Source organism: Crocosphaera watsonii WH 8501 (genome assembly GCF_000167195.1).
Lineage (GTDB): Bacteria > Cyanobacteriota > Cyanobacteriia > Cyanobacteriales > Microcystaceae > Crocosphaera > Crocosphaera watsonii.
The window spans coordinates 79,283-102,439 of the sequence record NZ_AADV02000006.1 but is presented as its reverse complement, the minus strand read 5'-3'; the positions used below and the strand labels follow the sequence as shown (position 1 = coordinate 102,439).

The window sequence follows — 23,157 nt, the reverse complement described above, 5'->3', positions numbered from 1 at the left end:
ACAACTTTTGGGGTAATGGTTCTCAAAAACTTTTTTCCTTATAGTCTAAATAAAAACGGAGTCAAATATTCCACTTGACATATTATAGTTGATTTTCTGATTTTCCTGGAATCATCGATCTCAATTTCTACGTCTGCTACCATAACATCAATCGTCTAGAATGATGGGTGAGTGTGTCGGAGTGAAAAAAAGTGGTAAGTCAAGAGTCTTTAAGTGGGGTTATTGAGCGTAATCGCTATAGTTATCATCTTTCTGAGGTTATTCGCCAACGGGCTTGGGTAGAAATTGATTTATCGGCATTAAGTCATAATGTTGTTCAAATTAAGCAACTATTGTCTCCAAAAACCGCATTAATGGCTGTGGTAAAAGCAGATGCTTATGGTCATGGGGCGATCGCCGTTGCGCAAACTGTCCTTGAAGCAGGGGCTAATGCTTTGGCGGTGGCGACTTTAGGAGAAGGGATCGAGCTACGAGAGGCCGGTATAACTGCACCGATCTTGATTTTAGGGGCAATCAACACCCCTGAAGAAATTGCAGCGATCGCCCATTGGAATATAGAACCTACTCTCTGTGATCCTCAACAGGCCATAATTTTTTCTCAAACCTTATCCCAGTGGGAAAAACCTTTATCGGTTCATCTAAAATTAGATACGGGAATGTCTCGCTTGGGAATGCCTTGGCATCAGGGAACAGAATTTGCCAGTTTAGTTAAAAAGTTGCCCTACTTAAAGTTAAATAGTGTCTATTCCCATTTAGCTACCGCCGATGATCCCGATCGCACCAATATGTATCTACAACACAAACGGTTCAAAACGGCCATCTCCCAGTTAAAAGCCCAAGGAGTTAAACCCCCTCGTCTTCATTTTGCAAATTCTGCGGCCACTCTCATTGCTCCCCAGTTACACTACGATTTAGTTAGGGTGGGACTAGGTTTATATGGTCTCTATCCTGCTCCTCATTTGCGCTCTATTGTCTCTTTAAAGCCTGTTTTACAAGTTAAGGCCAAAATTACTCAAATCAAGACTATCCCTGCTAATACAGGGGTTAGTTATGGTTATCAATTCGTTAGCGATCGCCCGATGAAAATAGCAGTGGTTGGTATTGGTTATGCCGATGGAGTTCCTCGCCAATTATCTAATCGTTTACAAGTATTAATTAAAGGTCAGCGAGCTTGTCAAATCGGAGCAATTACAATGGATCAGTTAATGTTAGATGTAAGTCACCTTCGTCATCTTAAAGTGGGAGATACTGTGACTTTAATCGGTCAAGATGGAAACCAGGAAATTACCGCCAATCACTGGGCAACCATGCTAGGAACGATTTCTTGGGAGATTCTTTGTGGGTTCAAACATCGACTGCCAAGGATTAAGAAAAAGTCAGCCCAGCTGACATCAGAAGTTAAAATTTAGTGGGAGATTTTGACCTAACACTAATATAGGGTTTGCTGAATAAAAGCAAAACCCTATTCTTTAAAAGGTTACACCCATATTCGCGATCGCAAAAAAGATCAGCTTTGTCGGCTACAAACCGCTATAATTGGTAGAAACACCTCCCAGTTGTTGGTCAAGAACAAATGTATCGAAAAGAGGAGCAACCTTTACCGCCCCCAGAAAAATTTGAATTACCTTTCGAGGGCAAATTGTCCCCCAATAATCGTTGGGTAATCATGGCAGAGTTGATACCTTGGGATGATTTTGAGGAAGAATATGCTAAACTTTTTTCAGCAGAAAAAGGTGCGCCAGCCAAACTATTTAGAATGGCATTAGGGACATTAATTATTAAGGAAAAATTAGGAACAAGTGATAGAGAAACTATAGAACAGATTAGAGAAAATCCCTATCTACAATACTTTATAGGTTTAAATTGTTATCAACAAGAGCCACCACTGGAATCTTCAATGCTAGTTCATTTTAGGAAAAGAATTGATGGAGAATTGATAAACAAAATCAATAAAAAAATAGTAAAAAGAGAAATAGACAAGAGTGATAAAGAAGTAAAAAAAAAGGATTGTCTCCAAGAAAAAGGAGAAAAAATAAAAAATAAAGGTAAACTAATTTTAGATGCGACTTGTGCGCCAGCAGACATCAAATACCCAACGGATTTAGGCATATTAAATCAAGCCAGAATTGAGACAGAAAGAATAATAGATAATCTTTATAAACCATTAAGAGTAAAATTGAGAAAAAAGCCGAGAACTTCTAGAATAATTGCTAGAAAGGAATACTTAAAAGTAGCTAAAAAACGAAAAGTATCTTATCAAGAAAGAAGAAAAGCTATCGGGAAACAGTTAAAATACTTTAAGAAAAATTTAGGAAATATAGAAGACTTAATTCAAGCTGGGGCTTCCCTGGAAAATCTGAGTAAAAGACAGAAAAATTGTCTAGAGACTATCAAAAAAGTTTATGAACAACAACAGCCAATGTGGGAGAATAAGACCCAGAGTGTTCCTCAAAGAATTGTAAGTTTAACTCAACGGCATATTCGTCCAATAGTGAGGGGAAAAGCAGGAAAACCAATAGAGTTTGGAGCTAAACTCTCAGTAAGCTGTGTAGATAACTATGTGTTTCTATACAAAATAAGTTGGGAAAACTTCAATGAATCTTGTCATTTAAAAGAACAAGTAGAAAAGTATAAAGAAACGTTTGGCTATTATCCCGAATCCGTCCATGTAGATAAAATTTATCGAACTAGGGAAAACAGAAATTGGTGTAAGGAAAGAGCGATAAGAATCAGTGGTCCGAAGTTAGGAAGACCTCCGAAAAATGTCAGTAAAGAAGAAAAGAAACAAGCCCACTCCGATGAATGCTTCCGTAATGCTATTGAGGGAAAGTTTGGACAAGCTAAACGAAGATTTAGCCTAAATCTCGTGATAACAAAACTCCCTGAAACCTCCATTACATCTATTGCTATTACATTTTTAGTTGTCAATCTTTCTAAACTTCTGAGGCAGTTTTTGTCGCTTTTTTTGTCCTTATTTACTAATAATAGAACAGGGGAACTCATTGAACCGCCTTTCATTAATTTTGATTATACTTTAAACAATTTTTATGTACTAAAACTTATTGATTTGTCAGAAAATTCTTGGTCAAAAGTGGCATAAATTTTGGAGAAACTTTTTCAGCAAACCCTAAGTAGTTGCCAAGGGTGGCCACTAAAAGAGCAAAATAGGGAATTAGCGATTATTTTTAACCATGCTGATCCTTTAAGTGTTCAGATCGGTCAATATTATCGTCAAAAACGGAATATTCCTGCTAACCATGTAATAGAAGTTATTTTCGACCCCAGTGAAACCAGTTTGTCCCGTGAAGACTTTAAACGTATTAAACAAGAAGTAGATGCTCTAACCCCTCCTGATGTGCAAGGATATGCCTTAACTTGGACAAAACCCTACAGAGTTGATTGTATGTCCATTACCAGTGCTTTTGCTCTAGGATTTGATCCTCGTCACTGCGCCAAGGGATGTAAAGCGATCGCCCCTAACCCTTACTTTAATAGTAATCGTTCTCAACCTTTTATTGATTTCAGAATTCGTCCCACTATGGCCATTACTGGGAGCAGTTTTGAAGAGGCAAAAGCGTTAATTGATCGGGGTATTGCCTCCGATAATAGTCATCCTCAAGGAACTGCATATTTAATGAATACCAAAGACAAAGCCCGTAATGTGCGGTCTAATTTTTACGAAATTATTATTAAAAAATTATCAGATAAAATTCCTATTGAAGTGATTCAAGGTAACGTTTTAAAAGATAAAAACGATGTTTTATTTTACTTTACAGGGGTAACTAAAGTAAGAGAATTAGATACTAATCGGTTTATTCCAGGGGCGATGGCTGATCATTTGACATCTTTTGGCGGAAAACTTACCGATAGTGGACAAATGAGTAGTGTTGAGTGGTTAAAAGCTGGTGCCACGGGTAGTTATGGAACGGTGATTGAACCCTGTAACTTTCCCCAGAAATTTCCTCATCCTGGGGTAGCTATGTATTATTATTTGCAGGGAGATAACCTATTACACGCTTACTGGAAAAGTGTGGCTTGGGTTGGGCAAGGAATCTTTATCGGAGAACCCTTAGCCCGTCCTTTTGCAAAGGATGATCAGGTTGACTAATTTTTCGGGCCATGGCCAGGACAAGGAAGGGGGGAAATGGAACGATCTAACCATCCAGCGGCCTGATTAATGTGAGCTAACGCCTCATCGGGTTGATTGTTGAGTAAAAATACTAAAGCTGTGGCTAGTTGCTGTTGAGCTTGTGCTTGACGATTGCCTTTAAGACGGTGCCAATCACTGGGGGTAATACTTAACTGTTGTGCTAAAACTTGCGCTAATTCTAGGGAAGAAGCGGACTGTAGTGACTCGGCTGGAGAAACTTGGGACATAGGGGACATGGTTAAGTTTAAGATAGAAATAGAGCAACTTGAACACTGCTCTACCTTAAGTTTAGCGAATAACTGTAGCGAGAATGTCTTCTATTGAATCTAATCAGTCCCCAAACCCTGACGAAGAATTTGAAACCGCTTTGATGGAAGTAGAGCGATCGCTGCTCAAACTCAAAGAACGTCATAAACAGGTTCAACAGTCACAAAAGCAAAAATTAGACCTAGAAGACAGATTAAATACTATTGCTAAAGAAGACACCGCAGAAGTAGAGAAAATTAACGAAGAATTGCAACAGTTAACCCTTGAGCTAGAAACTAATTTATTAACCGATCAAGACCTCAATACTCTATTTTGGCAAGGAATTCGTCAAGGATTATTAGGGGAGGTATTTTGGCAAATTGTTCGCTTTGGTGGGTTAGGGGTTGTAATCGGATGGCTATTAAAAACATGGGCAGGTTGACATACTCCCCCGTTTATCTATTATTTTTCTAAGGCTAATTGTATTAATTTATCCACTAATTGTTCAAAACTGATGCCTGTTGCTTGCCACAGTTGAGGATACATACTAAATTTAGTAAACCCTGGTAAGGTATTAATTTCATTGAGATAAATTGCTTGGGTTTCTTCTACATAGAAAAAGTCCACTCTCGCTAAACCAGAAGCGTCGACTGTTTTGAAAGCTTGTATGGCCATTTCTTGAATTTGTTTGATGACTTTTTCTGGTAAACTAGCAGGAATATGTATCTGAGAACGACCTTCTGTATACTTAGTTTCGTAGTCATAAAAATCGCTATCAAAAGTAATTTCTCCTACCACAGAAGCTTTGGGGTTATCATTGCCTAACACAGCACATTCCAACTCTCTGGCCGTAACTCCTGCTTCGATAACAATACGTCGATCATAACTGGCCGCACTATCTAAAGCTGCTTCTAACTCAGAATGCGATCGCGCTTTAGCAATACCCACCGACGATCCCAGATTAGCTGGTTTGACAAAGCAAGGATAGCCTAACCCTGCTTCGATGTCGTCACAAAGTTTAGGAAAAATACAGGGGTTAGACCAGATTTGCGATCGCTCAACGGCCTTATACTTAACTTGGGGGAGTCCGGCTTGAGCAAAGGCCATTTTCATGGCAATTTTGTCCATGCCTACGGCCGATCCTAACACCCCACTGCCCACAAAAGGAACCTGCATTAAGGTTAATAACCCTTGAATGGTGCCATCTTCCCCATTGGGGCCATGTAACACGGGAAACCACACCTCTACCTCTTGAAGTTCTGGAGGAAACTGCCATAATTGATAAGGGTTTGTGTCTTCCGGAGAAAGAGGAGTTTTACTTTCTAGGACTTCATCGGCTGTTTCTCCTGCGATCCAAACGCCATTTTTTTGGATGTACACCGGAATAACATCGTATTTATGGTCATTTTCTCCTGTTTGCAAAGCTTGGGCAATGGCTTGTGCCGAATTAATAGAAACCTCGTGTTCTCCTGATCTTCCACCGAATAACAATCCTATCCGTATTTTAGCCATTGCCACTACTCCCGTGCTTTTGTTGTTAATTATCGTTATAATTGACCCTTGTTATTAGCTTGACGTTCCCTAAAATTAATCTACTCTTTAACTAGGGTAAAGTATTGTAAATTTTGAATCCTTAAAACTCTTATTATGCCATCACCTACAATAGCTCCCTTTGGTTCTTGGAAATCACCGATCACCTCTGATTTAATTGTTGCTCAAAGTATTGGATTAGGAGGTGTAGTTTTTGACAATAATGATATTTATTGGTTGGAAGGAAGACCCCAAGAAAAGGGACGAAGTGTCTTAGTTAAATATAGTCCTGATGGTCAAATAACAGAGATTACTCCTCAACCCTTTAATGTTCGTACTCGTGTTCATGAATATGGGGGAGGTTCTTTTTTAGTTAATGATGGGGTTGTTTATTTTGTTAATTTTCAAGATCAACGTCTTTATCAAAAGTTACCTAATGAAGATCCCAAAGCTTTAACCCCTGAGAATCAACTTCGTTACGCTGATTTTGTCTTGGATGTCGCTAATAATCGCCTAATTAGTGTGTGTGAAGATCATAGTCACGCTGATCAAGAATGTGAAAACAAAATTGTTGCTATTGATATCAATACAGGAGCAATCACACCTCTAATAGAAGGAGATGATTTTTATTCTTCTCCCCGTTTAAGTCCCGATGGAAAACAACTCGCTTGGATTAGTTGGAATCATCCTAATATGCCTTGGGATGGAACAAAATTATGGTTAGGTAATATCGAAAGTAATGGCTCATTAAAGGATATACAATGTATCGCAGGGTATATAGATGAGTCTATTAATGAACCGAAATGGTCACCAGGTGGCCAATTATATTACGTCAGTGATCAATCTGGTTGGGCTAATCTTTACTGTTACCAATCTAATGCTAATAACGCACCTATTTTTCCTCTGACTGCTGAATTCTCTTACCCTCATTGGGTGTTTGGATTATCCACTTATACCTTTACATCAGAGCAAGAAATTCTTTGTACTTATACTCAAGATGGACGTTGGTATTTAGGCACTTTAAATATACCTGATAAACAACTGAGTATTTTAGAACTTCCTTACAGTAATATAGCTTCTCTTCGTAGTCAAGATAAAAACGTTGTATTCCTTGGTTCATCGACAATAGAACCTACATCGGTTGTTTATTTAGATTTGAATTTAAGTCAAACTAAAGTATTAAAGACTTCTAGTAATATTGATGTTGATAGTGGCTATTTCTCAGAACCAGAGTTCATTGAATTTCCCACAGAGAAGGGATTAACAGCTTATGCTTGGTATTATGCTCCGAAGAATAAAGATTATAGTTTTTCTAATGGAGAGTTGCCCCCTTTATTAGTTAAAAGTCATGGGGGTCCCACCGCAGCAGCTACTCCTAGTTTTAGCTTAAAAATTCAATATTGGACCAGTCGAGGTTTTGGTTATCTTGATGTTAACTATGGGGGAAGTACAGGGTTTGGCAAAGCATACCGTCAACGGTTAGATAAAAATTGGGGTGTTGTTGATGTTAATGATTGTATTAATGGGGCAAAATATTTAGCGGCTCAAGGTAAAGTAGACGGAGATCGCTTAGCTATTTCTGGGGGAAGTGCGGGTGGTTATACTACTTTAGCTGCCTTAACTTTTGATGATACTTTTAAAGCAGGAGCCAGTTATTATGGTGTCAGTGACTTAGAATCATTGGCAAAAGATACCCATAAATTTGAATCCCGTTACTTAGATAGGTTAATTGGTAAATATCCCGAAGAAAAAGAAATTTATGAACAGCGATCGCCTATTAATTATACAGATAAATTAAGTTGTCCTGTTATATTTTTCCAAGGTTTAGAGGATAAAGTAGTCCCTCCCAACCAAGCAGAAATGATGCTTTATACTCTTAAAAACAAGGGAATTCCTGTTGCTTATGTTCCCTTTGAAGGGGAACAACATGGGTTTCGACAAGCTGATAACATCAAGTATGCTTTAGATGGCGAGTTCTATTTTTATTCTCGCATTTTCAACTTCACCCCTGCTGAAAGTTTACAACCTATTAGCATTTTAAATTATGATTCCTAGACAAAAAATATCCCTCTCTTTATCTAATTTATTAATCATTGGCAGTGCTGCCTTTTTGCTATTATTATTATGGCAACTTAAAGGATTAATTATTATTTTGATGATTGCCATTGTGATTGCATCTACTTTGAGTCCTTTAGTTAAAAGTGTTGAAAATATTGGAGTTCCTCGTTGGTTTTCTGTTATTTCTGTTTATTTGATGTTGATATTAGTATTAACAGGAATAGGTTTATTATTGGGACCAACTATAGTAGCACAGCTTCAACTTTTGTTAGAAAAACTCCCACTCTATATAGAAACTTTGAATAAACAGATTCAATTGTTTATGACAGAAAAGGGTTTTACAGAACCAGACATACTTGACTTTATTAATCAACAATTCAATTTACAATCAGTTATTTCTTGGACATTCAAATCAAGTCAAAAATTATTAATTGGGGTCAGTGATATAACAAGGGGTATTGTAGGAGGAGTTTTAAACGTCTTTTTGGCTATCCTATTATCGGGCTATATGTTATCAGGTTCCCAAAAATTAATTAATGGGATTGTTAGTTTATTTCCTGTTCGTTGGAATGATCAATTAAAAGCGCAAGTAATACCAGTTAGTCAAAGAATGGGAGGCTATATTCAAGGAAGATTATTAGTTTCTTTTATTCTCGGTTTAGCAGTTAGTTTAGGGTTAAAATTTTTAGGAATAGGTGAGTTTGCTTTAGGGTTAGGAACTATTGCCGGAATTACCAATTTAATCCCTTTCTTTGGTCCCGTCTTAGGTTCAATTCCTGCTTTAATTGTAGCCGTTGCTCAAGGAGGATGGTTATTTCTTTGGGTACTATTACTCTTTCTAATTATCCAAAACTTAGAAACTTATGTCCTTGATCCCTTGTTAGTGGGTTCTTCGGTTAATGTACCTCCCTTATATCAATTATTAGCAGTTTTAAGTGGGGTTCAGCTATTAGGAATTTTAGGTGCTTTAATTCTTCCTCCGTGGGTTGCAGGGGCAGGAGTATTATTACAAAATCTTTATTTAATACCTAAATTAGAAGCAGAAAAAGAAAATAGTTAAAATTTGAATGTTGTTGATCATAAGGGTAAATATTGAATACGATTAGGCAATTCTTCCCCAGATGCGGCTTTGGCAATAATTTCTAAATCTCGAATACAATCACCCATCCTTTAATACTTGATTTCAAATTAGACTTATTAACGTCTTACCCTAAAATTTCTGATAAAGTTTTCCATAATTTACCGGCTGTTTCCGTAAGGTGGGTAATGCCCAGTCTCCCAATCTCCCCATCTCCCAATCTCCCCATCTCCCAGTCTCCCCATCTCCCAGTCACCCAGTCTCCCAGTCACCCAGTCTCCCAGTCTCCCCACTCCCCTGGATGTTATTTTTTCGGAAATTGAGGGAACTCTATAACTGTAACAGTGTGATTACTCACCTTATTCAAGATGTAATGATGACAGCTGCCTATCCTCATCAAACCCCAATTTCCATACCAGAATTTACAGCCTCAAGACAAGCAGGGTTTTTTGATAGCCTCAAACAACCTAGATTTAGTGGTCAACTGGTTTTAACCAATAGTAGACAGGAAACATGGTTCTTTTATTTGTATTTAGGGCGAATTATGTATGCTACCGGGGGAACACATCCCGTGAGACGGTGGCGAAGACATATCGCCCGTTATTTGCCCGAAATAGCTAATCAATTATCCTCTTTACAACTAGACTTAGCCAGTCTAGGCAATCAAGACTTCCGTTTATGTTGGGAATATCAACTGCTGTGTTTGTGGGTGGAACAACAAAAGATTAGTCGAGAACAAGCCGCCAGAATGATTCGTTCGGTAATTAGGGTTTGCTGAATAAAAGCAAAACCCTATTCTTTAAAAGGTTACACCCATATTCGCGATCGCAAAAAAGATCAGCTTTGTCGGCTACAAACCGCTATAATTGGTAGAAACACCTCCCAGTTGTTGGTCAAGAACAAATGTATCGAAAAGAGGAGCAACCTTTACCGCCCCCAGAAAAATTTGAATTACCTTTCGAGGGCAAATTGTCCCCCAATAATCGTTGGGTAATCATGGCAGAGTTGATACCTTGGGATGATTTTGAGGAAGAATATGCTAAACTTTTTTCAGCAAACCCTAAATATTTAGGACGAGCCGGAAGTTCTGCTCATATTGATGCTGTAGAAAAACTCACTAGAAGAAATCTCATTGATGAATTAGAACGAGTCATTCAATCTCTAACTGAAAGCTACTTAGATATCTATATTGGAACCGAAACTGAATGAAGCTATTTAATATTTAAAATCCCCTAAAAAGATGGAAAGAGAGTTTTTAAAATCACCTTAATTCTCTATTTTAGCTCTGGAGATATGTTTAGCGTAAAATTTAAGCTAACAATTGTTTTTTATCCAAAGTCCAATTTTTAGGGGAAATCTCTATTGTGGGATTAACTCTCGATGAAGTGGAAACAAAAGTCGCTTATGAATTGGGACAACGTTTCCTGCAAGAACCCCCAGATCTCATTGCTGTTCTCTCGCAACCTCGCCCGGTACAGTTAACTATTTTGGGGGAAGTCACTCGTCCCGGTTATTACTTTTTTGGACCAGGAATTACCCTAAATAACGTTATTAGGGGGGTAGGAGGCAGCACCCCCCAAGCTGACTTACGCTCTATTATTATTCGTCGCCCCTTGGTGGATGGCACTGTACTCGAAGAAAGGGTTGATTTATATACTCCTTTAATCGAAGGAACTCACTTACCCCAACTGCGCTTACAGGGTGGAGATACGGTGATTGTTTCTAAGTTAGATCCCACACAAAAAGACTACGATCGCAACCTGATTGCTCAAACTAACCTAGCACAACCAACCATTACTGTGCGGGTTCTGATACCAACTGCCCCCATTGGTTTAGCTATTCGTAACTTAACACTGCCTAATGGTAGTGCAGCTTAGCAAAAATAATCCACCAGTCACTTATGATCTTTAAAGCCCTTAAATTTCCAAACGAACGGCTTAGCAAAATGTTGATTAAAGTAATCAATAAAATTGAGAATTTTTTGGGATAGTTCTTCAGTTGAACGGACAGTAATTCTTTTGAGTAAACGCCTGACTAAGATCGAAAACCAACACTCAATTTGATTAAGCCACGATGTATGTTTGGGAATATAAACAAAGCGAATTCGATGAGATTCATCTGATAAAAAATCTGCTCTGCTGTCCATAGATTGCAAAATCCCCTCCTTTCCTTTTCTCCCCAAATCAATAGTAATTTCACAGCTTTCTGCTACTAATTTGACTAAGCTTTCCGATTTATGAGTGTTGAGTTTATCTACAATAAAAATCCATTCTGCTTTTTCATCAATCTTAATCGTTCTCTGGATATGTTCAGAAAAATCTTGTTCTGTTCTTGTCGGTCCAATAGAGGGACTAACAACTTTTCCTCTTGCCACATCCCAGTTCGCAATCAAGCTTAAAGTTCCGTGTCTTTCATATTCAAATTCGATTTTTTCTACTTGTTTAGGCTTGATTCTTTTGTTCGGAAATAATCTCTCAAGAGCTTGAATCCCTGTCATTTCATCTGTACTAATTAAATGAATTCCTTGTTCTAACAAAGTTTTAGCTTCTTGATGAAGTTCACAGATATATTTGACTTGCTTTTTAAATTTTAAGGGATCATCAATTTTGGCATTTAACCAGTAACGAACGAGATGTGGTTGTAATGTCGCTTCTTTTTAAAAAACGCCCCACACTACGGGGGGAAATCTTTTCGACAATTCCTCTTTTTATGGCTTCATCCGCCAACTCTGAAGGTGTCCAATGGCTCACTGGTCTGTCTGATTTTTCACATTCTTCACAAGCGATCTCTACAATCTGGACTACTTGTTCGACCGTAAAGGATTTTGTTGTTCCAGGTCTTGGGCGATCGCTTAAAATTCCTTTGATCAAGACCATTAATGCTTTCTCCGTTACCTGTTGTTCTTCGGCGGCACTCAGTTTTTCTCTCTCCTCAAACCATCGCGATCGCCACTGACGCACTTGTACTCGGTCTAATTCTAATCTTCGACTAATCGAACTATTGCTCTCTCCTGATGCTGCGGCTAAGATTAGCTTGGCTCGTCTAACAAGGCGATAGGGGTTTGTTGTCCCTCTCACTATTTGTTGGAGTACTGTTTTCTGTAGGTTGGAGAGGTTAATTGGCAATGCTTTTATCATGGACATCAACTTCGAGATTCTTCCGTTAGTTTCATTGAAACACATTGTCGTGGCTAGTCACGAAACTTTCTGTAAAAATCTGGTGGATTACTTTCGCCAAGCTGCACTAGGATTTTCTTCTTGCTAGGTTTGATTAATGTTTTGAATCCTATTAGTCTTGATTTTTGTCCCTTATTTGGATTACCACCTGTTTTACCAGAATGATATTTGCCAACAGGGTATGACCGTATATTGAATCCAAGAAAATCGAATCCTGCTTTTTCCATCCTTCCATCAATTTCTACATCCTTTAAGGTGTGGCAAATTCTGGTTTTAGATGATTTGATTTCAAGTCCGATTTTTCTTAACCATTGTGCAATTAGATTTTTACATTGTAGAATAACCTCATAGTCTTCATGTAAGACTACGAAATCATCAGCGTAACGGATGATTTTAGGTTTATAACCTTGCTTTTGACTTCCATCTTCCCTTCTTTTTGTATTTGGGAAGTGGTTTTCTACGTCGTTTATCATTCCGTGTAGTGCAATATTAGCCAGCAAAGGACTTATTACACCACCTTGAGGTGTGCCTGTTTCGGTTTCCTCAAATATGCCATTATCCATAACGCCACATTCCAACCACTGTTTAATGGTTCTTTTAACGACCTGTGGACAATCTACTTTGGACAGTAGGTAATCATGGTTAATCTTGTCAAAGCATTTGGCGATATCGGCATCTAGAACATATTTGGCTTTTCTAATAATGACCGTGTATATTCTACCGATTGCGTCGTGTGCGCTTCTGCCTGGACGAAAACCATAACTGGTTCCTTCAAATTGAGCTTCCCAGTATGGCTCTAAGGCTGATTTAACCAAGGCTTGCATTGCTCTATCTTTTATGGTGGGTATTCCCAGACCACGTTTTTCGTCTCTTCCCGGTTTGGGTATCCAAACTCGTCTGAGTGCCTTTGCTTTGTAACCCTCTAATCTTAGTTCGTCAACTAGCTTTAATCTTTGGTTAGGGCGTAATGCCTTTTTCCCATCAACGCCAGCAGTTTTCTTACCTTGATTGTCTTGGGTCACTTTTCGTGTGGCTAAGAGCTTTGCGTAATGTGACTTTAACAGTAACTTTTGAAGCTTTTTAGCTTTGACTTTATTACCTGACCGTACAGCTTGAAATATTCTTTTTTGGAGCTTGAACACTTTTCTCTGGACTTTTGCCCAATTGATAGTGTTCCATTCTGGCGTAGTCTTGGTTATACTCGCATTCGACATTTAACTACCTCTAGTAGAGACTATTTCTTCTAATTAACCAGCAATACGTCAGCTTATCCGTACTCATTACAAGTAGGCATTAGCAACTTAATTGCTTCTCACATCCATGACCCTTGCGGTTAAGTTTGTCCCTGCTTATCTACCGACCAGTGATAAGAGCAATCATGGACTTAATTCGTTCCGTTGATTTGGGTGTATTGGTTTTAGGTTTCATCTCTCCCCCAGGTTACTTTTAGGAATCTGTGTGGATGTGCAGAATAAAACTCCACTTTTCACCTTGTTCTTTTTGAACGCAGCCTATCAAACAGTTTTGGCTACTTGCAAATTTTGAGGGTTCAAGTCAATGATTCAACGTAATGTTTAACCATGACCAATTGACTTGGGGAACGCCTTATTATGCTGTTTCATAACGATTTCCCCTTTTAACCCTGCTCCCATCCTGGGTTTACTAAGTCCAAAACGGAGGGTTATGTCGTCACTCTTGGGATTTCTCCTTTGATTCCGAGTTTGGCTCCTTTTAGCCAACAAACCAACAGTTATTCAAGAACCTCTTTGGAGGTTCTTGAACGGGCTACACGCTAAATCCTTGTCTGAGACTGGATATTAGCTTTCTAGCTCAACGAATCGCACCTTCTGGTTTAACATAACAGAAGCTAAGATGGATAAGATTCCGTTTCCAAGGATGTGCTTGTATTTCCTTGATCACCGCCTGACCATTCCAAGATAGATCAGGAATATTAAGATCGATCACCGTTTCATTCACTGTTACCCCTCTAAGCATTAAAGCGACTTCCTTTGTATTAACCGCTAATTGCAGAGATTCTGTGCCATCATGGCCATATAAAGTAGCAGGAACTAACCCTTCACGACGTAAAGCGTTAGGTTTGATGTTTTCGGGGCGTTTTTGACATTCAATAGATAAAGACATAACAATTACTCACTTTTTTCGTGTTAATAAGGTTTATTGCTTGTTGCTAAGAGGATCACCATTCTCATCAAGTAGGGCCCGTTTTGGCCCATGAATAGGATCTTCAACAATAATAGTTTGATCCCGACTAGCTCCCAAAGAAACGATCGCAATAGGTACTTCCATCAATTCTGCTAAGAATTTCAGATAATCTCGGGCTTCCTGGGGTAAATCTTCCAAACTGCGGCAGTCTTTTGTGGATTTTTGCCATCCTGGTAAGGTTTCGTAGATGGGAGTACAACGGGCGAACTCACTGGCGTTACCGGGGAAATTATCACAGGTGTGGCCGTCCAACTCGTAAGCGACACAGATTTTAATCTCAGATAACTCATCGAGTACATCCAATTTAGTGATAGCCAAACAGTCCAACCCATTGACTCGTACCGCATAGCGGCCAATCACCCCATCAAACCAACCACAGCGACGACGGCGGCCAGTGGTAGTACCAAATTCTGCCCCGCGATCGCATAACTGTTCTCCGATTTCCCCGTGTAATTCAGTGGGAAATGGGCCCTCTCCCACACGGGTAGTATAAGCTTTGGCCACACCTATCACTCTATCAACCACTGTCGGACCAATGCCCGAGCCTACACAGGCCCCTCCGGCAATGGGATTTGAAGAGGTAACATAAGGATAAGTCCCGTGATCCAAGTCTAATAAAGTTCCTTGGGCCCCTTCAAACAAAATGTTCTTTTTTTGTTTGATAGCTTCATAAATTTTTAGGGAACTATCCACCACATAGGGTTTGAGTTGTTCTGCATAACCTATATATTCTTCAATAACAACTTTTGGATCGAGGGGAGCGAGGTTATATAGCTTTTCTAAAATAACGTTTTTATAGTTAATCGTCCATTCTAATTTTTCTTGGAGTTCTTTGGGGTTGATTAAATCAACCACTCGGATGCCTGTTCTTTCTGATTTATCGGCGTAGGTTGGACCTATGCCACGGCCAGTTGTGCCAATTTTCTTTTCTCCTCGTCGTTGTTCTGAAGCTTGATCCAACAGACGATGATAGGGCATGGTGACATGAGCGGTTTGGGAGATAAACAGGTTATCCGTGGAGACATTGAGGCTGTGAAGTTGTCCTAATTCTTCGAGTAACACCTTGGGATCGATTACTGTTCCCGAACCGATCACACATTCCGTCTCGGGGTATAGGATACCCGAAGGTATCAGGTGTAGTTTAAAAGTTTGTCCTTGCACAACGATTGTGTGACCAGCATTAACCCCCCCTTGGGGTCTTACCACTACATCCGCCGAACGACTCAATAAGTCTGTGATTTTCCCTTTTCCTTCGTCGCCCCATTGAGCGCCGATTACAATTACATTAGCCAAAATTCTAAAAAGTAGCTAGAGTTCACACAAACCGCTATTATATGCAATTAATAGCGGTGTTGTCAATAACGGTAAACAATCCCTGGCCTGAGAATGGCAGGGATTATCAACGGTAATTACTGATTAGCGACACCATCTTGACGAGCAGCTAATTCTACAGCACTGGCCACAGCATGAGAGACACGCTCATCAAACACCGAAGGGACAATATGTTCTGCATTTAACTGATTGGAATGAACCAAAGAAGCGATGGCCTTAGCTGCTTCTAGATACATACGCTCGGTGATATTTTTGGCACGACAGTCTAAGGCCCCTCGGAACACCCCAGGAAAGGCCAAAACGTTGTTAATTTGGTTAGGATAGTCGCTCCGTCCCGTGGCCATGACTGCTACATCATTAGTAACTAACTCTGGTTGAATTTCAGGAATAGGGTTAGCCATAGCAAAAACAATGGGATCTTTATTCATCGATCGCACCATTTCCGGCGTTACCACCCCCGGCGCACTCACTCCTAAAAAGACATCGGCTCCTTGCATAGCATCCGCTAGGGTACCACTGGCACTGACAGCATAAGCTTTTTTTTGGGGGTTGAGATCCTCTCTATTGTGGGAAATTAAACCCTTGGAGTCGCATAACCAAATAGTGGTAGCTCCGGCAGCCCGCAATAGGGAGGCGATCGCAACACCAGCAGCCCCGGCCCCATTTATAACGATTCGTACCCCTTCTAAGGTCTTATGGACTAATTTCAGAGCATTAAATAAGGCTGCTAGGGTGACGATGGCTGTCCCGTGTTGATCGTCGTGAAACACAGGAATATCCAATTCTTGACGCAATCGTTTTTCAATTTCAAAGCAACGGGGGGCAGCAATATCTTCTAAATTAATGCCTCCAAACACCGGGGCGATGCGTTTAACGGTTTCGATAATTTCTTCTGTGTCTTGGGTGGCTAAACAGATGGGAAAGGCATCTACTTTGGCAAATTCCTTAAATAACATGGCTTTTCCCTCCATCACGGGTAAAGCGGCCTCAGGACCGAGGTTTCCTAAGCCTAACACCGCACTACCATCGGTGACCACTGCCACTGTGTTATTTTTGATGGTGAGGTTATACACTTCAGAGGGATCAGTGGCGATCGCCTTACAGATGCGACCAACCCCTGGGGTATAGGCCATAGCCAAGTCTCCTTGGGAATGAAGAGGTAGGCGACTTTCTATGGTAATTTTACCCTTACGATGTAGTTCAAAGGTGCGATCGGAAACTTTTAATATTTTAACGTTGGGAATTTCTCTGACAGCAGAAACTATTTGTTCGGCGTGTTCCTCGCTTGATGCTTCTACTGTAATTTCTCGTTGCGTGATTTTTAGGTTATGCTCAATTAAGGAAATCTGTCCAAAACTCCCTTGGGCCCCTGCAATAGCCTGGGTAACGTTGGCGAGGGTTCCTGCAATATTGGGTAATTCGATGGTCAATGCAAGGCTATAACTTGCGGTTGGGTTGAGGTTTGCCATGTAACTCCTTAAATCATATCAAGAGAGATTGACACTTTCTCCCTTCATGTTGATGTTTATCCTGACACAGATAGTCATTGGTCTAAAATTGATGCGATCGCTTGACTAGGATTTCTCTTGTGTCCCTTTCAGTTTATCCCCTAAATTCGGTTATCCTAATTCTTTGAATAATAGTTTAATTTCTTGCTTGGGTTGGGTATCAGCTATAATATCAAGGGATGTTTTTTAATCTTATAGGTAGTGTTCCAAAAAAAGAACCGTTTCCTATCACTTACCAGAAAATTAATTTTTCAATAAAAAACCTCAGATAGACTGAGGTATTTCTAGAAGAATCATGAGTAAAGTGACATAAAGAAGAGACAGAGTAAGAAAATAAATATTAAATTAAAGGGGTGTTTAAACAGCAAGTCTTTATTTAAACAGTGACTTGTTTTTATCTATACCTAGTCTGCCCAAAAATGAACCGTTTCCTATCACTTACCAGAAAATTAATTTTTTCAATAAAAAAACCTCAGATAGACTGAGGTATTTCTAGAAGAATCATGAGTAAAGTGACACAAAGAAGAGACAGAGTAAGACAATAAATATTAAATTAAAGGGTTTTCAAAACAGCAAATCTTTATTTAAGAGTGACTTGTTTTTATCTATACCTAGTCTGCCCAAAAATGAAACGTTTCCTATCACTTCCTGGAAAATTAATTTTTCAAGTCACGATAAGCGCAACTCCTCTCGTAACTCCGTCAAAATACGGGTAAATTCAGAAGCAGGTAAGGAAGTATTGAGTTTTTCTTCTTTCCCTGTATCGTAAACCACCTGTTGCCATTAATTGCTCGTAAGTGAGAGAATTTTGTTGAAATTTCGCCCTCAATGCTTGTTTAATTAACTCATAGTGTTTGGGCGATCGCCATTTAATTTCTTGTCCCTACCTTAGCAGTTAGCACTGTAAAACAATTCTAAAATCTCAATTATGATTCTTCAGTGACTCAAAACACCGTCGCTATAATAAAGTCCTTAACAGATGAGGATAACAATCATTATGACGACAACCCTCCAAGGAAGAGATATCTTAGGAATTGGTGATCTCAGTGCAGAGGAAATGACCGCAGTGTTAGATTTGGGTGCGAAGCTCAAAAGTGGTCAGCCATCGCCCCGTTGTCAAAAAATATTAGGACTTTTGTTCGATAAAGCGTCTACCCGTACCCGTGTCTCCTTTAGTGCTGCTATTTATCAACTGGGGGGACAGGTATTGGATCTCAACCCTAGTGTAACTCAGGTGGGCAGGGGAGAACCAGCCAAAGATACGGCAAGGGTGTTGGATCGTTATCTGGATATTTTAGCTATACGTACCTTTGAACAATCTAAATTAGAAACCTTTGCAAAATATGCCCAAATTCCTGTTATTAACGCTCTCACAGATTTAGAACATCCTTGTCAAATTATAGCAGATTTTATGACTATTAAAGAATGTTTTGGTAAATTGAAAGGCAGTACAGTAACTTATTTAGGAGATGGTAATAATGTAGCCCACTCTCTGATTTTAGGGGGGGCATTAATGGGTATGAAAATTAGAGTAGCAACCCCAAAAGATTATCAACCTTTACCGATGATTATTGAGCAAGCTCACAAGTTAGCTAAACCTGGTTTTGAGATTATTATAACTGATGATCCAGTTGCTGCTGTTAAAGATTCTAATGTACTTTATACCGATGTTTGGGCAAGTATGGGGCAAGAAGATTTAGCTCAATCAAGAATTCCTATTTTTCAAGATTATCAGATTAACGATGAACTATTAAGTAAAGCCGAGCAAGATGCAATTGTTTTACACTGTTTACCGGCTCATCGTGGAGAAGAAATAACCAATAGTGTGATAGAAGGAAAACAGTCCAAAGTTTGGGACCAAGCTGAAAATAGAATGCACGCTCAAAAAGCTTTAATGGTTAGCTTATTAGGAATTGAAAATTGAGTAAGAATAATATTTGTAACTAAATTTTACAAATAAGTCGCAAAAAAAATAACCTCTGGAAAACCTGATACAATGAAAGTGTAAGTTTAATGGCAAAAATACCTTTAAAAAGGAATAAAAGCCATCATAACAGTTGAAAAATACTGTTAAACAAGCTGCATAAAACTAAACTTAAATGATTAATTAGGAGTCAGGGATGGATTTAACAACTACCTATCTGGGAATGACCTTAAAATCTCCATTAGTCGTAGGTTCTTGCGCCCCATTAACAGAAGACATAGATAACATTAAACGGATGGAAGATGCTGGGGCTGCGGCAGTGGTTTTACACTCGTTTTTTGAAGAACAATTACGACGAGAACAACTGGAATTACACCATCATTTAACCTATGGAACAGAAAGCTTTGCTGAAGCTTTAAGTTATTTCCCAGAACCAGAAATTTTTCACATTGGTTCTGAAGAATATTTAGAGCATATTCGTATCAGCAAAGAAGAGTTAGATATTCCCGTTATTGCCAGTCTTAATGGCTCAACTTTGGGGGGATGGTTAGATTATTCCCAACAAATAGAACAAGCAGGGGCCGATGCTCTAGAACTGAATATTTATTACGTTCCTACAGATTTAGACATTCCTGGGGGAGAAATTGAACAGAATTATTTAGATATTTTGAAAGCGGTTAAATCAGAAATTAATATCCCTGTAGCCATCAAATTAAGTCCCTATTTCAGTAACATAGCAAACATGACCAAACGGTTAGGAGAAGCCGGGGCTGATGGCTTAGTTTTGTTTAATCGTTTCTATCAGCCTGATATCGATTTAAACAACTTAGAAGTATATCCTAACGTCCTGTTGAGTACCCCTCAGTCCCTGCGCCTTCCAATGCGTTGGATTGCTATTTTGTACGGAAAAATTGAGGCTGATCTCGCTTCTACCAGTGGTATTCATCATGCTTCTGATGTGATTAAGATGGTCATGGCTGGAGCAAAAATTACCCAGGTAGTTAGTGCTTTGTTGCGTCATGGTATCCATTATTTAGCCACTCTAGAAGAAGCGATACAAAAATGGATGGAAGAAAACGAGTACGAGTCCATTCAACAAATGCAAGGCAGTCTTTCTCAACTTAATTGTCCCGATCCCACGGCCTTTGAGCGATCGCAGTATATGAAAGCTTTACAAACCTACGCACCTATTTGGCGATCTCGAAAAGAAGCTAGTGCTACATCTCGTAAATGATGGAGAGTGTGGGGTGACTGGGATGAGGAAATAACTGATAACTGATAACTCATAGGAGAGGGGAATATGAGTGGTAAACGTATTGGTATCCTGACGAGTGGGGGAGACTGTCCGGGGTTAAATGCTGTAATTCGTGCAGTGGTTAAAGCTTCGGAACTCAATAACTGGGTGGTTTATGGGCTTCCCTACGGAACCGACGGTTTTCGGGATATTGCTGAGGAAAAATGTTGTCCCGAGGATTTGTTGTTAACAGGAAAATGTTATCAACTGCCCGGAAGAATTAGAGGGTTAGATGTTTTACAGTTTTTCAGTGGCAGTGTCTTAGGATCTATTAGATGCTTTAATCGTTGTTGGCGGAGATGGGAGTCTAGATATTATCTATAATCTTGCTCAAGAAGGTCATTGGAAGATCATTGCTATTCCCAAAACTATCGATAATGATGTTCCCTTTACAGAGTTTTCTGTAGGTTTTTCTACAGCAGTTGAAATTGTTACCCAAGCTTTATACGATCTAACTTTTACTGCAGCTAGTCATAACAGGATTATGATCGTGCAAGTTATGGGGCGAGATGCAGGGCATTTAGCCTTACGAGGAGGGATCGCCGGAGGGGCTGATGTAATCCTTATTCCTGAATTGACACCCTATCTAAGTTTAGATGTGTTGGACGGTTGCTGTCATCAACTATTAAGGTTACAAAAGTTAGGCCGTCATTTTGGTTTGTTGGTTATTGCAGAAGGGGTTAAAACTCAAAACAAAGAAAAAGATCCCCATATTGCTGATTATCTCCTCAGACAGATTAAAGAATACAGTCAAATTCTTTGTCATGAGAAACACGAAGATTTTTGTCTGTTAAAAGATATCGATATGCGTACAACAGTTTTAGGACATCTGCAACGTAGTCATCCCCCGGTTGCTTGGGATCGCCTATTATCGACTGCTTTCGGCATTAAAGCGGTTGAACTGATTCAGGCAGAAAACTACGATCATTTAGTGGTGTGGCAAAAAGGCCAGGTGAGTAGTGAACCTTTATCAACCGTCACTGCTACCATTAAGGAGCGTCATCAGCAAAAAATATGTACCTCTCCTGTGGAAAAATACGATTGTATGGTTAAGACAGCGCGATCGCTAGGAATTTATTTGGGCGATGGTTAAAAAAGTTTATCGATGGTGTATAATGACTAATTGTGACCCCAAAAAGGAGAGGTGGCCGAGTGGTTGAAGGCGCAGCACTGGAAATGCTGTTTAGGCGTAAGTCTAACGAGGGTTCGAATCCCTCCCTCTCCGTTCCCAGAAATCAATCTACCCAAGAGGGAAGTTAAGAAGTTACTGGATGCTTTGCCAACCATAGATGGTTGCAAGCAAGATTATAAAGTTTTCTATCCCAATCATTGGGGGTAAGTGAACTACCCCAACTAACCTATCGGTATAGTTGGGGCTTCTGAATTCACAGGAGAATGCCTCAAGACAGACTTGCGCCCACCTTTTGGTCTGACTTCTCCTCCTTCAGCAGCAGTCCTGGTTCCCAAGACCGATAATTGCCTGATCCCCTCTGCTCTAATGTTCTTGCTGGCGTTCTCATCCCTATCATGGTGTGTACCGCAACTGGGGCAAGTCCATTCTCTAACATCTAATGGCATTTCTGACATTGGATGTAGGCAATTAGAACAAGTTTTACTACTAGGAAACCATCTATCAATCTCAACTAATAAACCACCTTTTTGCTCTAGTTTATAAGCGAGGAAATTGACAAACATTCCCCATCCGACATCAGAGATAGCCTTAGCTAAGTTATGATTACGAACCATACCCTTGACGTTCAAATTCTCAACGACTACTACCTGATTATCATCAACAATTTTTCTTGATAACTTGTGTAGAAAGTCTTGACGGGCATTGCTAATACGTTCGTGAACTCTAGCTAATAGCTTTCGTGCTTTTTCTCTTGATTTACTTCCGCCGACCGACCTGCCGTTGAACGGCAGGTCGGAAGCGGCGGTGCATTCCGCACCCTTCTTCTTACGGGCTAATTTGGCTTGTTTTCTAGCTAAGTTTTTTTCATGTTTTTTTAGATGTCTAGGGTTAGCATACTTAGATGTTTTTACGCCATCATGGGTAATACAGAAGTCTTTAAGTCCTAAATCAACTCCTGTAACTTTGACCCTTGGAACTACTTCAGGAGTCTCTTGTTCAGTGTCAAACAACAATGAAGCATAATATTTCTGAGTTGGTGTTTTAGTAATAGTTACAGTTTTTAATTGGCCGTCAAACAACCTATGAATAGAGGCTTTAATCACACCAATTTGAGGCACTTTAACTCCCTTATCTACCACCTCACAGTTTTGAGGATATTGACAGGATGGCTTGCCATGATAAGACTTGAATCTAGGGTATTGAGCTACTTTGTCAAAAAAATTCTTGAAAGCTTTAGTTAAGTTGAGGGTAGTTGACTGCAAGACCTGGGAATAACATTCCTTTAGCCATTGCAATAGGCATATATTCCTAGCTTTTCTTGAAAAGTAACGTATATTCTGTTGGGAAGGGAATTGGCTATGTTTAGAAACTTTACAAAAATTAACATAATGATGTATTATTATTAAGGAACTAACTAAAGAGCTAAGGAATCATACCTAGACAAAGATGTATTCTCAAATGACTTCCCTGTTGAAAAGACAAAGCTATGATCTTCTAACAAAAATC

Annotated in this window: 17 protein-coding genes, 1 tRNA gene and 5 pseudogenes; 13 read left to right on the top strand and 10 right to left on the bottom strand. The window is 39.4% G+C overall.

Features of this window, described 5'->3' with window-relative positions; all coding sequences use genetic code 11:
* Positions 1–191: 191 nt before the first annotated feature.
* The 3 genes from alr (at position 192) to CWATDRAFT_RS11195 (ending at position 4,108) form a co-directional block, all read left to right on the top strand.
* Complete coding sequence (gene alr / locus CWATDRAFT_RS11205) at positions 192–1,409, top strand: alanine racemase (RefSeq protein WP_007305116.1); 1,218 nt, start codon at positions 192–194, stop codon at positions 1,407–1,409.
* 164 nt (positions 1,410–1,573) lie between these two features.
* A complete protein-coding gene (locus tag CWATDRAFT_RS11200) occupies positions 1,574–3,100 on the top strand; it encodes an IS5-like element ISCwa2 family transposase (protein ID WP_007305115.1) in 1,527 nt (508 codons plus the stop codon).
* 3 nt (positions 3,101–3,103) lie between these two features.
* The gene (locus CWATDRAFT_RS11195) at positions 3,104–4,108 is read left to right on the top strand and encodes a TIGR03790 family protein (protein ID WP_007305114.1); all 1,005 of its coding nucleotides are present in this window, start codon (positions 3,104–3,106) and stop codon (positions 4,106–4,108) included.
* Here the strand turns inward: CWATDRAFT_RS11195 and CWATDRAFT_RS11190 are convergent.
* Entirely contained in the window at positions 4,105–4,386 is a 282-nt protein-coding gene (locus CWATDRAFT_RS11190) for a DUF6439 family protein (protein WP_007305113.1), read from the bottom strand. The two genes, CWATDRAFT_RS11195 and CWATDRAFT_RS11190, sit on opposite strands and share 4 nt — an antisense overlap.
* Positions 4,387–4,460: 74 nt before the next feature.
* On the opposite strand from CWATDRAFT_RS11190, the gene CWATDRAFT_RS11185 reads away from it, so the two are divergent.
* Positions 4,461–4,838, top strand: a complete 378-nt coding sequence (locus CWATDRAFT_RS11185) for a sll0565 family protein (protein ID WP_007305112.1) — start codon at positions 4,461–4,463, stop codon at positions 4,836–4,838.
* A gap of 20 nt (positions 4,839–4,858) precedes the next feature.
* On the opposite strand, the gene CWATDRAFT_RS11180 is transcribed toward CWATDRAFT_RS11185, so the two are convergent.
* Positions 4,859–5,908: a D-alanine--D-alanine ligase family protein gene (locus tag CWATDRAFT_RS11180; protein WP_007305111.1), complete on the bottom strand. Its 1,050-nt coding sequence runs from the start codon at positions 5,906–5,908 to the stop codon at positions 4,859–4,861.
* A gap of 135 nt (positions 5,909–6,043) precedes the next feature.
* Between CWATDRAFT_RS11180 and CWATDRAFT_RS11175 the strand changes: the two genes are divergently transcribed.
* Positions 6,044–7,981, top strand: a complete 1,938-nt coding sequence (locus CWATDRAFT_RS11175) for a S9 family peptidase (RefSeq protein ID WP_007305110.1) — start codon at positions 6,044–6,046, stop codon at positions 7,979–7,981.
* Positions 7,971–9,044 (top strand): AI-2E family transporter, encoded by a 1,074-nt coding sequence (locus tag CWATDRAFT_RS11170; RefSeq protein WP_007305109.1) that lies wholly within the window; start codon positions 7,971–7,973, stop codon positions 9,042–9,044. Before CWATDRAFT_RS11175 ends, CWATDRAFT_RS11170 begins: the two co-directional genes overlap by 11 nt.
* Before the next feature lie 145 nt (positions 9,045–9,189).
* On the opposite strand, the gene CWATDRAFT_RS41005 is transcribed toward CWATDRAFT_RS11170, so the two are convergent.
* Positions 9,190–9,318 carry a hypothetical protein gene (locus tag CWATDRAFT_RS41005; RefSeq protein WP_021833423.1) on the bottom strand — a complete coding sequence of 43 codons (129 nt, stop codon included), beginning with the start codon at positions 9,316–9,318 and terminating at the stop codon, positions 9,190–9,192.
* A gap of 117 nt (positions 9,319–9,435) precedes the next feature.
* On the opposite strand from CWATDRAFT_RS41005, the pseudogene CWATDRAFT_RS11165 reads away from it, so the two are divergent.
* The 3 pseudogenes from CWATDRAFT_RS11165 to CWATDRAFT_RS11155 all read left to right on the top strand — a co-directional run.
* Positions 9,436–9,828: pseudogene (locus CWATDRAFT_RS11165) on the top strand (DUF4388 domain-containing protein); the annotation flags it as partial.
* Between the two features lie 137 nt (positions 9,829–9,965).
* Positions 9,966–10,116 (top strand): annotated as a pseudogene (locus tag CWATDRAFT_RS41740) (IS5/IS1182 family transposase); the annotation flags it as partial.
* Between the two features lie 280 nt (positions 10,117–10,396).
* Positions 10,397–10,930: pseudogene (locus CWATDRAFT_RS11155) on the top strand (polysaccharide biosynthesis/export family protein); the annotation flags it as partial.
* A 26-nt stretch (positions 10,931–10,956) separates the two neighbouring features.
* On the opposite strand, the gene CWATDRAFT_RS11150 reads toward CWATDRAFT_RS11155, so the two are convergent.
* From CWATDRAFT_RS11150 to CWATDRAFT_RS11125, 6 genes and pseudogenes are all read right to left on the bottom strand, one after another.
* Positions 10,957–11,598 (bottom strand): transposase, encoded by a 642-nt coding sequence (locus CWATDRAFT_RS11150; protein ID WP_007304203.1) that lies wholly within the window; start codon positions 11,596–11,598, stop codon positions 10,957–10,959.
* A gap of 64 nt (positions 11,599–11,662) precedes the next feature.
* The gene (locus CWATDRAFT_RS11145; RefSeq protein ID WP_007303067.1) at positions 11,663–12,244 is read right to left on the bottom strand and encodes a helix-turn-helix domain-containing protein; all 582 of its coding nucleotides are present in this window, start codon (positions 12,242–12,244) and stop codon (positions 11,663–11,665) included.
* A gap of 62 nt (positions 12,245–12,306) precedes the next feature.
* A pseudogene (locus CWATDRAFT_RS11140) lies at positions 12,307–13,452 on the bottom strand (reverse transcriptase domain-containing protein); the annotation flags it as partial.
* Positions 13,453–14,068: 616 nt separating this feature from the next.
* Complete coding sequence (rplY, locus tag CWATDRAFT_RS11135; protein WP_007305104.1) at positions 14,069–14,380, bottom strand: 50S ribosomal protein L25; 312 nt, start codon at positions 14,378–14,380, stop codon at positions 14,069–14,071.
* A gap of 33 nt (positions 14,381–14,413) precedes the next feature.
* Positions 14,414–15,754 carry an adenylosuccinate synthase gene (locus tag CWATDRAFT_RS11130; protein WP_007305103.1) on the bottom strand — a complete coding sequence of 447 codons (1,341 nt, stop codon included), beginning with the start codon at positions 15,752–15,754 and terminating at the stop codon, positions 14,414–14,416.
* A gap of 116 nt (positions 15,755–15,870) precedes the next feature.
* Positions 15,871–17,262: a malic enzyme-like NAD(P)-binding protein gene (locus CWATDRAFT_RS11125; RefSeq protein WP_007305102.1), complete on the bottom strand. Its 1,392-nt coding sequence runs from the start codon at positions 17,260–17,262 to the stop codon at positions 15,871–15,873.
* Between the two features lie 1,036 nt (positions 17,263–18,298).
* Between CWATDRAFT_RS11125 and argF the strand changes: the two genes are divergently transcribed.
* From argF to CWATDRAFT_RS11100, 4 genes and pseudogenes are all read left to right on the top strand, one after another.
* A complete protein-coding gene (gene argF, locus CWATDRAFT_RS11120) occupies positions 18,299–19,225 on the top strand; it encodes an ornithine carbamoyltransferase (protein ID WP_007305101.1) in 927 nt (308 codons plus the stop codon).
* A 196-nt stretch (positions 19,226–19,421) separates the two neighbouring features.
* A complete protein-coding gene (locus CWATDRAFT_RS11115; RefSeq protein ID WP_007305100.1) occupies positions 19,422–20,459 on the top strand; it encodes a dihydroorotate dehydrogenase-like protein in 1,038 nt (345 codons plus the stop codon).
* Positions 20,460–20,525: 66 nt separating this feature from the next.
* Positions 20,526–21,612, top strand: a pseudogene (locus CWATDRAFT_RS33430) (ATP-dependent 6-phosphofructokinase).
* A 45-nt stretch (positions 21,613–21,657) separates the two neighbouring features.
* Positions 21,658–21,744: transfer RNA gene (locus CWATDRAFT_RS11100), tRNA-Ser, on the top strand.
* A 128-nt stretch (positions 21,745–21,872) separates the two neighbouring features.
* Here CWATDRAFT_RS11100 and CWATDRAFT_RS11095 read toward each other — a convergent pair.
* Positions 21,873–22,985, bottom strand: a complete 1,113-nt coding sequence (locus tag CWATDRAFT_RS11095) for an RNA-guided endonuclease InsQ/TnpB family protein (RefSeq protein WP_232287076.1) — start codon at positions 22,983–22,985, stop codon at positions 21,873–21,875.
* Between the last annotated feature and the right edge of the window lie 172 nt (positions 22,986–23,157).